The sequence below is a fragment of the Nonomuraea turcica genome (assembly GCF_030718205.1).
Classification (GTDB): domain Bacteria; phylum Actinomycetota; class Actinomycetes; order Streptosporangiales; family Streptosporangiaceae; genus Nonomuraea.
This window is the reverse complement of sequence record NZ_JAUZQF010000004.1, coordinates 152,345-163,631: the sequence shown is the minus strand read 5'-3', so window position 1 is coordinate 163,631 and position 11,287 is coordinate 152,345. Positions and strand designations below refer to the sequence as shown.

At 72.7% G+C, this 11,287-nt stretch carries 10 protein-coding genes; 9 read left to right on the top strand and 1 reads right to left on the bottom strand.

Features of this window, described 5'->3' with window-relative positions; genetic code table 11:
- Positions 1 to 55 precede the first annotated feature (55 nt).
- From Q9G87_RS12660 to Q9G87_RS12620, 9 genes are all read left to right on the top strand, one after another.
- On the top strand, positions 56 to 868 hold the full coding sequence (locus tag Q9G87_RS12660; protein ID WP_305916497.1) for a sensor histidine kinase: 813 nt from the start codon (positions 56 to 58) through the stop codon (positions 866 to 868).
- Positions 865 to 1,545 (top strand): response regulator, encoded by a 681-nt coding sequence (locus Q9G87_RS12655; protein WP_305916496.1) that lies wholly within the window; start codon positions 865 to 867, stop codon positions 1,543 to 1,545. Before Q9G87_RS12660 ends, Q9G87_RS12655 begins: the two co-directional genes overlap by 4 nt.
- 79 nt (positions 1,546 to 1,624) lie before the next feature.
- Positions 1,625 to 2,461, top strand: coding sequence for an SDR family oxidoreductase (locus Q9G87_RS12650; RefSeq protein WP_305916495.1), 837 nt, complete (start codon positions 1,625 to 1,627; stop codon positions 2,459 to 2,461).
- 73 nt (positions 2,462 to 2,534) lie between these two features.
- Positions 2,535 to 3,662, top strand: a complete 1,128-nt coding sequence (locus Q9G87_RS12645; protein ID WP_305916494.1) for an ROK family transcriptional regulator — start codon at positions 2,535 to 2,537, stop codon at positions 3,660 to 3,662.
- Positions 3,663 to 3,667: 5 nt separating this feature from the next.
- Positions 3,668 to 4,630, top strand: coding sequence for a glycoside hydrolase family protein (locus tag Q9G87_RS12640; RefSeq protein ID WP_305916493.1), 963 nt, complete (start codon positions 3,668 to 3,670; stop codon positions 4,628 to 4,630).
- A 66-nt stretch (positions 4,631 to 4,696) separates the two neighbouring features.
- A complete protein-coding gene (locus tag Q9G87_RS12635; protein WP_305916492.1) occupies positions 4,697 to 6,448 on the top strand; it encodes an ATP-binding protein in 1,752 nt (583 codons plus the stop codon).
- A 14-nt stretch (positions 6,449 to 6,462) separates the two neighbouring features.
- A complete protein-coding gene (locus Q9G87_RS12630; RefSeq protein WP_305916491.1) occupies positions 6,463 to 7,602 on the top strand; it encodes an exonuclease SbcCD subunit D in 1,140 nt (379 codons plus the stop codon).
- Complete coding sequence (locus tag Q9G87_RS12625) at positions 7,602 to 10,019, top strand: AAA family ATPase (protein WP_305916490.1); 2,418 nt, start codon at positions 7,602 to 7,604, stop codon at positions 10,017 to 10,019. Before Q9G87_RS12630 ends, Q9G87_RS12625 begins: the two co-directional genes overlap by 1 nt.
- Complete coding sequence (locus Q9G87_RS12620; RefSeq protein WP_305916489.1) at positions 10,016 to 10,960, top strand: hypothetical protein; 945 nt, start codon at positions 10,016 to 10,018, stop codon at positions 10,958 to 10,960. The genes Q9G87_RS12625 and Q9G87_RS12620 overlap by 4 nt, the downstream gene beginning before the upstream one ends.
- Here Q9G87_RS12620 and Q9G87_RS12615 read toward each other — a convergent pair.
- Positions 10,957 to 11,256 (bottom strand): VOC family protein, encoded by a 300-nt coding sequence (locus Q9G87_RS12615; protein WP_305916488.1) that lies wholly within the window; start codon positions 11,254 to 11,256, stop codon positions 10,957 to 10,959. The two genes, Q9G87_RS12620 and Q9G87_RS12615, sit on opposite strands and share 4 nt — an antisense overlap.
- Between the last annotated feature and the right edge of the window lie 31 nt (positions 11,257 to 11,287).

Sequence of the window (11,287 nt, the reverse complement as noted above, 5' to 3'; positions counted from 1 at the left end):
GGAAGTACAACCGCGAGTTGATGCGGATGGCCGTCTGGTCTGCGATCGTGAGGGCGTGGCAGCTGCGGGGACGTACGCCCTGATCATCGTGTTGGCGGTGGTCGCGGGCTGGCTGGGCGTGTTGCTCCTGCGGTCGCGGCGGCGGCACCGCGCGGCCGTCACAGAACGCGGCAGGCTGCTGGAACGCGAGCGCCAGAGCGCGGCCAAGGCGGCGGTGGAGGCCGAGCGGGCCAGGATCGCCAGGGAGCTGCACGACATCGTCAGCCACAACGTGAGCCTCATGGTGGTCCAGGCGAGCGCCGCCCGCGAGGTGCTGGCCACCATGCCGGGCGAGGCCGAGACGGCGCTCCAGGCGGTCGAGGGCGCGGGCCGGGCCGCGATGACCGAGCTGCGGCATCTCCTGGGTCTGCTCGCGCCGTCGCCCGACGGCGACGACGAGGTGGATCTTTCCCCGTCGTCCGGGTTGAGCGGGCTCGGCACGCTGATCGACCGGTTCGCGTTCGCCGGGTTGCCGGCCGAGGTGCGGATCTCGGGCGAGCCGCGGCCGCTGCCGCCGGGCGTCGATGCGACCGCCTACCGGATCGTGCAGGAGGCGCTGACCAACGCGCTCAAGCACGCGGCCCCGGGGGCGAAGGCGGAGGTCGCGATCCGCTACGCCGAGCGCCACCTGCGGGTCGAGGTGCTGAACACCGGCCCCAGCGTGCTGCGGGAGGGAGACGGAGCCGTGACGAACGCCGAGGGCGGGGCCGGGCGCGGGCTGCTGGGGCTCAGGCAACGGGTCGCGGTCTACGGCGGGGACCTGGACGCCCGGCGTCGTCTCGGCGGCGGGTTCCGCGTCCGAGCCCGCATCCCCGTGGAGCGGCCATGACCCCGGCTCCCCGGGTGCTGATCGCCGACGACCAGGCGCTGATCCGCAGCGGCTTCCGGCTGATCCTCACCACCCGCGGCATCGACGTGGTCGGCGAGGCGGCCGACGGGGCCCAGGCAGTGGCGGCGGCACGCGAGCTGCGCCCGGACGTGGTGCTCATGGACATCCGCATGCCGCACATGGACGGCCTGGAGGCGGCCAGGCGGGTCCTGGCGCACAGCCCGCGCTGCCGGGTGATCATGCTGACCACCTTCGACCTCGACCGCTACGTTTACGCCGCGCTGGCGCTCGGTGCGAGCGGGTTCCTGCTGAAGGATGTCACGCCCGAGCACCTGGCCGCCGCCGTACGACTGGTCGACACCGGTGACGCGCTGCTGGCACCGTCGATCACCCGGCGGCTGGTGGAGCGCTTCGCCGCCCCGGGCCGCACCGGGGAGCAGCCGCGGATCGTCCACGCCGATCTCGCGAGCCTGACGCCTCGTGAGGTCGAGGTGCTGACCCTGATGGGCCGCGGCCTGTCGAACGCCGAGCTGGCCGGCGCGCTGAGCCTCAGCGAGACCACGGTGAAGACCCACGTGGCGCGCATCTTCGCCAAGCTCGGCCTGCGCGACCGCGCCCAGGCCGTGGTCGTCGCCTACGAGACCGGCCTCGTCCGCGCAGGCGACAGGCCTCCGTAATGAGGCCCTGCGACGGGCATCCGTAAGGGGTCGCGACGGGCCTCGTCCGCGCACGGTGAGCGCCCGTAGGCTGGGCGGTATGACCTTCATCGTGACCACGGGCGCCACCGGCAGGCTCGGTGGCCGGATCGCCGCCCGGCTCGCGGCCGCCGGGGCCGAGCAGCGGCTCGTCTCCCGGGACGCGGGCCGCGTGCCGCAGCTCGACCGCGCGAGCGCGGTCAGCGCGGACTACGGCGATCCCGAGGCGATGAGGCGGGCCCTCGACAAAGCGACGACCGTATTGTTCGTGTCCGCGTCGGAAAGCGCCGACCGGCTCGACCGGCACCACACGTTCGTCGACGCCGCCCGCGACGCCGGCGTCACGCACCTGGTCTACATCTCCTTCTACGGCGCCTCGCCGTCGGCCACGTTCACGCTGGCGCGTGACCACTGGGCGACCGAGCAGCACATCCGTGACAGCGGCCTGCCCTTCACCTTCCTGCGCGACAGCCTGTACGCCGACTTCCTGCCCAGCATGGCCGGTGAGGACGGCGTGATCCGCGGCCCGGCCGGGCAAGGCCGGGTGGCGGTCGTGGCCCAGGACGACATCGCCGACGCGGCGGCCGCGGTGCTGCTGGACCCGGGCGCGCACGAAGGCGCGACCTACGACCTCACCGGGCCGCGCGCGATGACGCTGGCCGAGGTCGCCGCCACACTGAGCCGGGCCACCGGGCGGACCGTCACCTATCACCCCGAGACCCTCGAGGAGGCGTACGAGTCACGCCGGGTTTACGGCGCGCCCGACTGGCAGGTCGACGCGTGGGTGTCCACCTACCTCGCGATCGCCGCCGGCGAGCTCGAAGGAGTCAGCGACGCCATCCCGGCCCTCACCGGGCACCCGGCGACGACCTTCGAGGAGCTCCTGGCAAAGATCTAGGGGTTTTAGGGGGTTTGACCGGTCCGCCCTGTACGGATTAGTTTCTCACCAGTAGTTAATTAAGGGGCGGCTCATGGACCAGAGGTATTCGCCGGTTCAGGACTTACGGCGGCACCACCGCCGGCTCGTGCTGCGGAGCCTGCGCGACGACGGTCCTCAGCCGCGTGCCGATCTGGCGCGGCGGCTGGCTCTGTCGGCCACCACGATGACCAAGGTGGTGGGCCAACTGCTCGAGGAGGGCCTGGTCACGGAGGACGCCGTGGAAGGCGCCGGCCAGCGGGTCGGCCGCCCGTCGACCGGCATCAGGATCCGCGCGGACGCCCGATACGTCATCGGTGTCCAGGTCGGCGCGGGCGCGGTGCAGCTGGGGTTGTGCGACCTCAGGGCCAGGGTCGTCCGGAGCGCATCGTTCGCCTTTGACGCCGAGGCCCCGGAGCGGGTCGTCGCGCGCATCGCCGAGGCCGCGTCCGAGCTCGCGGCCGACGTGCCCGCCGACCGGCTGCTGGGCATCGGGGTCGCCGCCCCCGGACCGGTGGATCCTGAGCACCGCCGCAACGTGCTGTCGGTCAACCTCGGCTGGCGCGACGTGGCCTTCGCCGACCTGCTGGAGGCCGCGCTGGACGTCCCCACGGTCGTCGACCACAACGTACGTTCCATGGCGCTGGCCGAGTGCCGCTACGGGGAGACGGCCGGCGCCGACCCCCTCTTGTACGTGTACGTCCGCACCGGTGTCGGCGCCGGCCTGGTGATCGGCGGCCACCCGTTCCGGCCAGGCGCCTACGGGGTCACCGAACTGGGCCACCTACGGGTGCTGGAGAAGGGCCGCCCGTGCCCGTGCGGTGCGACCGGCTGCCTGGAGACCGTGGTGTCGGAGCCATACCTGATCGAGCAGCTTGGCCGCCGCTCCGCCAACCCGCTCGCGGAGATCCCCGACGGACTCCTCGACGACCTGGTGGATCACCTGACCACCGGGCTGGCCAGCGCCGTCAACCTGCTCAACCCCGAGCTGATCCTGCTCGGCGGCATCTTCGCGCCGGCCCCTGAGTCGGTGTTCGACCGGGTACGTGCCGCCCTGCGGGCCAAGGCGTTCCCTGTGCTCCGCGACGCGGTGCGGGTGGAGCGGCCGACCCTCGGCGGCGAGGCCGCCGGCGTGGTGGGCGGGGCCGCCGTCGCCTTGGACTGTTACTTGTACGAAAGGTAGGAACTGTGGTTAATCGTGTTTACGCCCCGCTGGCCGCGTTCGACCCGCTGGCGGGTGAGCTGGTGCTCGCGCCAGAGAAGGACGAGGAGGGTTACTGGTCGGGCGCCGCCGGTGTGCTGCACGATGGCGAGCGGTTCTGGCTGACCTACCGGCGACGCAGGCCCAGGGGCGCCGCGTCGGAGCGCGGCTGGCAGTGCGCGGTCGCGGTCAGCGACGACGGCCTCGACTTCACCGACGTGTGGTCGGTGCACAAGGACGAGCTGGGCACGCCGTCGATGGAGCGTTTCTGCCTGGCGCCGGCCGACGGCGGCGGGTTCCGGCTCTACCTGTCGTACGTGGATCCGGCCGACAACCGGTGGCGCATCGACGCGGTGACCGCGGCGCGCCCTTCCGCGTTCGACGTCACGCGGGCCCGGCCCGTGCTGACCGCGGCCTCCACCGGCACCGAAGGCGTCAAGGATCCGTACGTGCTGCGTGCCGGTCCCGTCACCTACCTGTTCGCCAGCTACGCCGAGCCGCTGGAGAGCCCCGACCCCGATGCGCACGCGACCGCCGACATCTACAACGTCGGCGCGACCACGCACCCCACCGGCCTGGCCACCAGCCTCGACGGCGAGTCGTTCACCTGGCGGGGGAGCGTTCTGCCGGTCGGCACCGGCTGGGACCGCTACCAGGCTAGGCTGAACAGCGTGGTGCCGATCCCCGGCGGCGGATACGTGGGCTTCTACGACGGCTCGGCCTCGCACGCGGAGAACTACGAGGAGCGCTGCGGCATCGCCGTCTCCACCGATCTGTTCGACTGGCGGCGGCTGTCGGAATATGGGCCGTGGGTCACCTCGCCGCACCGCAGCGGATCCGTACGCTATCTCGACGCGCTGATCCTCGACGGGCAGTGGTGGCTTTACTACGAGATGACGCGCCAGGATGGGGCACACGAGCTGCGCGTCCTTCGCGTTCGGGCTGAATGAGCCGGACGCACGCCTCGGGCCCCATTACTCTCCCATAGAAGGGCATTCTTGGGGGCGGAGGGATTAGTGACGGTCAACGGGGCGTCGGCGACGACGCCTGTGGCAGAGGTGACGGGCACGGCGGTCGGGCGGGTTCTCGGCACGCAGGCGGCCTCGCCGCTGTCGTTCTGGGTGGGGCTGGAGCCAGGCAAGGTCCTGCAGCTCGACGACGTGGTGGTGACCAGGCGGGAGGTGCCCGGGTACGGGCCGGTGCTGATGGCGGGCGTGGTGACGACCGTGGAGGCCAGGCACGAGGGCGCGGCGTACGACTCGGACGTGTTCCTGATCGCCGAGGGCGCGCTGCCTGCCGCCGTGGTCGAGGTGGCCGAGATACGGGTGACCAGGGTCGAGCCGGAGGTGTTCGTGCCGCCGCTGCCCGGCGCCCAGGTCTACCTGGCCAGTGCCGGCGACCGCGACCAGGCGCTCTACTTCGACGTCATGGACCGGCGCATCCCGATGGGCATGGGCCGCGACGGGCAGCCGCTCTACGTCAACTTCGATTTCCTCGACGGCACTCGCGGCGCCCACGTGTCGATTTCCGGCGTGTCCGGCGTGGCCACCAAGACCTCCTTCGCCACCTTCCTCCTCTACTCGATCTTCAACTCGGGGGTGCTGGACGCGGAGTCGGCCAACACCAAGGCGTTGATCTTCTCCGTCAAGGGCGAGGACCTGCTCTTCCTCGATCACGACAACCTCCGCCTCGACGAGAAGGCCAGGAGCGCCTACGCCAGGCTCGGGCTGCCCGCGCGGCCGTTCGGCAGCGTGCACGTCTTCGCCCCGCCCCGGCCGAACGACCCGAACGGCGTGCCCCACGTCGCCACCCGCACCCAGGGGGTGAGCGCCTTCTACTGGACGCTGGTCGAGTTCTGTGAGGACGAGCTGCTGCGGTTCGTCTTCGCCGACGCCGACGACGAGCGGGCCGGCTATTCGCTGCTCGTCGGCCAGGTCGCCGCCCGGCTGAAGGCGTGGGCCGAGCCCGTGGGTGACGGCGGTGCGGTCAGGGTGCAGGGCACGACGTGCCGGACGTTCGCCGACCTCGTCGAGATGCTGTCCGACCAGCTGCAGGACGAGGGCAGCCGGCTGCAGTGGACCGGCGCGCAGACGCCCCTCGGCACCGTCAACGCCTTCCTGCGCCGGCTCCGCAGCGCGGTCCGCCCGCTGTCCCCGATCGTCCGCGGCGACCTGCCGTTCTACCGCGCCCACTCGGTCAGCACCTCCGACGCCCAGGTCTCGATCGTGGACCTGCACAACCTGCCGGAGCGGGCGCAGCGGTTCGTGGTCGGCGTGGTGCTGCGCGGCGAGTTCCACCGCAAGGAGTCCTCCGGCACGGCCAAACCCCTGCTGTTCGTGGTGCTGGACGAGCTCAACAAGTACGCGCCGCGCGAGGGCGACTCGCCGATCAAGGAGATCCTGCTGGACGTGGCCGAGCGGGGCCGCTCACTCGGCGTCATCCTCATCGGCGCCCAGCAGACCGCCTCGGAGGTGGAGCGGCGCATCGTCTCCAACAGCGCCGTACGCGTCGCAGGCCGCCTCGACCCGGCCGAGGCCGCCAGATCCGAGTACGGCTGGCTGCCCCCGGCCGTCCGGGAGCGCGCCACGATCGCCAAGCCGGGCACCATGTTCGTGGCCCAGCCGGAGATCCCGGTCCCGCTGGCCGTGGCCTTCCCCTTCCCCGCGTGGGCGACCCGGCCGTCCGAGGCGGCGGCGCAGGTGACGGCGTCGAGCGGTGATCCGTTCAAGGGCCTGCCCGGCGTCGAAGACGACATCCCGCCCTTCTGATCACAGGTGGTTTCGTGAAGATCCTCCACACCGCGGACTGGCACGTGGGCAAGGTGCTCAAAGGCCGCCCCCGACTCGACGAGCACCGGGCCGTGCTGCGCGAGCTGGTCGGCGCCGCCCGTACGCACGACGTGGACGCCGTCATCGTGGCCGGCGACCTGTTCGACACCTCCGCCCCCACCCCCGAGGCCCAGTCGCTGGTGCTCAACGCGCTCATGGCGCTGCGGGCCGACAACCGCGACGTGATCGTGCTGGCCGGCAATCACGACAACCCGCAGCTGCTGGAGGTCTACCGTCCGGTGCTGGGCAAGCTGGGCCTGCACGTGCTCGGCGCCTTCCGCCGTCCCGACGCGGGCGGCACGCTGGCCTTCACCGCGCGCTCCGGCGAGCCGGTGCGGCTGGCCGTGCTGCCTTTCCTGTCGCACCGCTACGTCGTACGCGCCGCCGAGGTCCTCACCGGCACCGCCGCCGACCACAACCGCGACTACGCCGCCCGCATCGGCGAGCTGATCGGCGCGCTCACCGCCGGCTTCCACGGCGACACCGTCAACCTCGTCACCACCCACGGCACCCTGCCCGGCGGGGCGTTCGGCGGCGGCGAGCGGGAGGCGCAGTCGATCTTCTCCTACTACTTCGAGCCGACCGCCTTCCCGACGGCCACCCAGTACGCCGCGCTCGGCCACCTCCACCGCCGCCAGCAGATCCCCGGGCCCTGCCCGATCTGGTACAGCGGCTCGCCGCTCGCCGTCGACTTCGGCGAAGAAGGCAACACCCCGGGCGCGCTGCTGGTCGAGGTCTCGCCTGGGCGTCCGGCCGTGGTGCGCGAGCTGACGTTCAGCTCGGCCCGCCGGCTGCGCACCGTACGCGGCACGCTGGAGCAGCTGGAGGCCATCGAGCCCGGCGATGACTGGCTCAAGGTGATCGTCGAGGAGAAACCCCGCGTGGGCCTCGCCGACGACGTGCGCGAGCTGCTGTCCGGCGCCGTGGACGTCATGCTGGATGAGAAGTTCCGTCCGGTGCCCGCCACGCGGCGGGCGAGCTCCGCCGACCGCAGCCCGCGCGAGTTGTTCCGCGACTACCTTGCCGCCACCGGACGCCACGACGACCAAGTGGCCACCCTGTTCGACCGGCTCTACGACGAGGTGACCGGCTGATGCGCCCCCTGCTGCTGCACCTGGACCACTTCGGCAGCTTCCGCGAGCCGGTGACGGTGGACTTCACCGACACCGAATACTTCGCGCTGGTCGGCCCCACCGGGGCGGGCAAGAGCACGATCATCGATGCGATCTGCTTCGCCCTGTACGGCACGGTGCCGCGCTGGGGGAGGGAGGGCGCCGTCGCCCACGCACTGGCGCCGTCCGTCAGCGCCGGCAAGGTGGCGATGGTGTTCGAGAGCAACGGAAGCCGGTACGGCGTGGTCCGGGCGATGGTACGCGACGCCAAGGGCGCGGTGCGTACCAAGGAGGCCAGGCTCGACGAGCTCGACCCCGCGGCTCCTCCGGCGTTCGACGCGGTGGTCAAACCCCTCGCCGAGGGCGAGAACGTCACCATCGAGGCCCAGCAGGTGACCGGTCTGGAATACCGGTTCTTCACCCAGTGCGTGGTGCTGCCGCAGGGCCGCTTCGCCGAGTTCCTGCACGCGGCGCCGCGCGAGCGGCAGGACCTGCTGGTGCAGCTGCTCGACGCCGACGTGTACGAGCGGATCAGGCAGCGCGCCGCCCGCGAGGAGGAGACCGCCAAGCAGGCCGCCTCCTTCGCCCGCGACCAGCTCGCCAAGTTGTCCGGCGCGAGCGAGGAGGCCGAGCGGGAGCTGGCCGAGCGGCTGGCGGCGCTGCGGCGGCTGGCCGAGACCATCAGCGCCGACCTGGACCTGCTGCGGGCCCGCGAGTCCGACATCCGCCGCGCCGAGCAGGAGCGGGCGGCCGTCGCCGAACGGCAGTCGGTGTTGTCGGCGCTGCGCATGCCCGACGCGGTCCCGACCCTGGCTTCGGCCCGCCGCGCCGCCGCCGAGGCGGTCGAGACGCTGACCGCCGAGGTCGCCACGCTGGAAGCCGACGATCATGAGGCGTATGAGGCGCTGGCCGCCCTGGGCGATCGGGGTGCGCCGCGGGCGGCGCTGGCCGCGCTGGACGCCCGCGAGCGGTTGCACGTCGAGGCCAGGCGCGCCCGCGGCGCCGCCGCTTCAGCCGCCGCGCCGCTGGAGGGCCTGGCCGCCGAGGCGGCCGATGCCGAACGCGCGCTCGCCAATGTGGAGGCGCGCCGCGAACGGCTGCGTGACGCCCACGCCGCCGCCCACCTCGTCCAGCGGCTCGTCGTCGGCGAAGCGTGCCCGGTCTGCCGGCAGCCGATCATCGAGCTGCCGCGCCACGAGCAGCCCACCGACATGCGCACCGCCGATCGCGCCCTCGCCACCGCCCGCGAACGGGTCCAGCAGGCCAGAGCCGCGCATGCCAAGGCCGAGACGTCGGCGTCGATGCTGGCCACGCAGGCCGCCCGGCTGGAGGCTGAGCTGGCCGCGTTGCCCGCCTCCGGCGACCGGGCCGAGCTCGAAGCGCGGCTGGCCGCCATCGCCAAGGCCGATGAGCTCGCCACCGAGGCCCGCAACGCCGTACGCGCCGCCCGCGGCCGGCTGGACCGCGCGCGGAGCGCCGCCGAGCAGGTCGAGCGGCAGGCAGACAGCGCCTGGCGCACGCTGGAGTCCGCCCGCGACCGGCTGCTCGTCTCGGGTGTCCAGGACGACCCGCCGCCGCCCCTGGTCCGCGAGGACCTGCACCGGGCCTGGAGCGAGCTGCTCGGCTGGCGGGACCGGGCCGCACAGGTCGCCCGCGCCGCGCTGGCCGCGCACGACGAGGAGCTCGCCCGGGTCGGCGAGCGGCTCGCCGCCGACCGCCGCAGGCTCGGCGAGCGCCTGGCCGAGCACGGCGTCGTCGCCCCGCGCGACGCCTCCCCCGACCAGCTGGGCGCCGTCGTCGCCGGGACCGCGGCCCGAGCGGAGAGCGCGCTCGACCGGCTCAAGGAGGACCGCAAGCGGGCCGCCGACCTGGAGAACCAGGTCGCGATGAAGGAGCACGAAGCCAAGGTCGCCCACGAGCTCGCGCTACGCCTGCGCGCCAACGCCTTCGAGCGCTGGTTGTGCGCCGAAGCCCTCGCCGTGCTGGTCGCCTCGGCCTCCGAGACGCTGCGCGAGCTGTCCGACGGCCAGTACGAGCTGGCGCTCAGCGACAAGACCGGCGACATCGAGGTCATCGACTACGGCGAGGCCGGGATGCGGCGCAGCGCCCGCACGCTGTCGGGCGGTGAGACCTTCCAAGCCGCGCTGGCACTCGCCCTGGCCCTGTCCGGCGCCGTCGCCAGGGGACTGGACTCCATCTTCCTCGACGAGGGCTTCGGCACCCTGGACCCGGCCACGCTCGACACCGTCGCCACCACGCTCGAACGCCTCGCCGCCGGCCAAGATCGCATGATCGGCGTCGTCACCCACGTTCCCGCGCTGGCCGATCGGGTGCCGGTACGCTTCGAGGTCAGGCGCGACGCCAAGGGGTCCCATGTGCGGAAGGCGGAGGTTCAGTGACGGGCTTCACCGTTGACCCGTGGGACCCCGGCTACGCCGCCGCCCTCGCCGTCGAGGCCCTCTCCGAGCTGGGCACGACCAGCGCCGAGCTGGTGCTGGACATCGAGCGGCCGGCCGCCGACTGGAAGCCCGTCACGCCCGGCCCTGACGCCGCCGCCCCGGAGACGTTGCTGGTCGCCGACGGCGTCCGCAGGATCGACGCCCGCGTCTGGGTCCATGATCCCGACGCGCCCATGCCCGTTCCCGGGATCGCGGCCTCCTACGCGGCCGGGATCGTGCGGTGCGGCCCGGACGGCGCCGACCTCGCCGAGATCGAGGTCCACCGGGCGTTGATCTCCGCGTTCCCGCAGGCGCCCGAGGTCAAGACCCCGCACGCCACCTACCACCCCGGCAAGGCCGCCGACGGCAGCTTCGAGGAGCTGTCGCTGGCGTTGCAGCGGCAGGTCACGCAGCTGGAGGTGGACCTGGCGGTGCGGCACCGGTCGCAGAGTGACGACCTGCTGCTGGTCGACGGGCCGTTGCGGGGGCGTACGCATCTGCCGCGCACGGTCGGTTACATCAAGACGCACCACACCGCCTACCTGCCGCCGCCGCAGTCCGCGGTGGTCGGCGCGCTCATGCCCGGGCAGCGTACGCCGGTCTTCCTCATGGGCACCAGCTGGCGGCGGCACGCCTGGTACGTACGCCTCCCCGTCCAGTCATCGGCCCCCTGGGCGGGTGTGGCCCGCTGCGAGGCCGGCGCCGAGCTGGAGCCGGCCCAGGTCGTCCGGCTGGCCGACGCCGTCACGCTGGCCCTGCCGCCGCTGGCCGGAGTGGACTACAAGGACCCGCGCGCGCCACAGAACCTCGTCCCGATCGGCGGCCTGGAAAAGCTCCTGCGCCACCACTTGGGGGACGCCCGCCTGCTCTACCGCGCGCTGCGTACCGCCGCGGGCGGCTAGACCGCGAACACTTGGGAGTCGTCGGCGAACGCCTTGAACTCCAGCGCGTTGCCGGCGGGGTCGAGCAGGAACATCGTCCACTGCTCGCCGGGCAGCCCCGCGAAGCGCAGGTACGGTTCAATGACGAACGACGTGCCGGCCTCACGGAACCTGTCCGCCAGTTTGTGGAATTCGGGAATTGTCAGGATTAGTCCGAAATGCGGCACCGGCACATGGTGGCCGTCGACCGGGTTGTGTGCTTGCTGCGTGCGTGCGGGCGCCAGGTGGCGGGCCGCGCCCAGGTCGTCCACGGGCATGGCCAGATGGAATCGGGGCCCAGCGGTGCGT

Excerpts from the sequence above, each read along its gene's own strand:
- Q9G87_RS12650 (WP_305916495.1), top strand. The coding sequence starts at position 1,625 with ATGACCTTCATCGTGACCACGGGCGCCACCGGCAGGCTCGGTGGCCGG.
- Q9G87_RS12645 (WP_305916494.1), top strand. The coding sequence starts at position 2,535 with ATGGACCAGAGGTATTCGCCGGTTCAGGACTTACGGCGGCACCACCGC.
- Q9G87_RS12625 (WP_305916490.1), top strand. The coding sequence starts at position 7,602 with ATGCGCCCCCTGCTGCTGCACCTGGACCACTTCGGCAGCTTCCGCGAG.
- Q9G87_RS12615 (WP_305916488.1), bottom strand. The coding sequence starts at position 11,256 with ATGCCCGTGGACGACCTGGGCGCGGCCCGCCACCTGGCGCCCGCACGC.
- Q9G87_RS12655 (WP_305916496.1), top strand. The coding sequence starts at position 865 with ATGACCCCGGCTCCCCGGGTGCTGATCGCCGACGACCAGGCGCTGATC.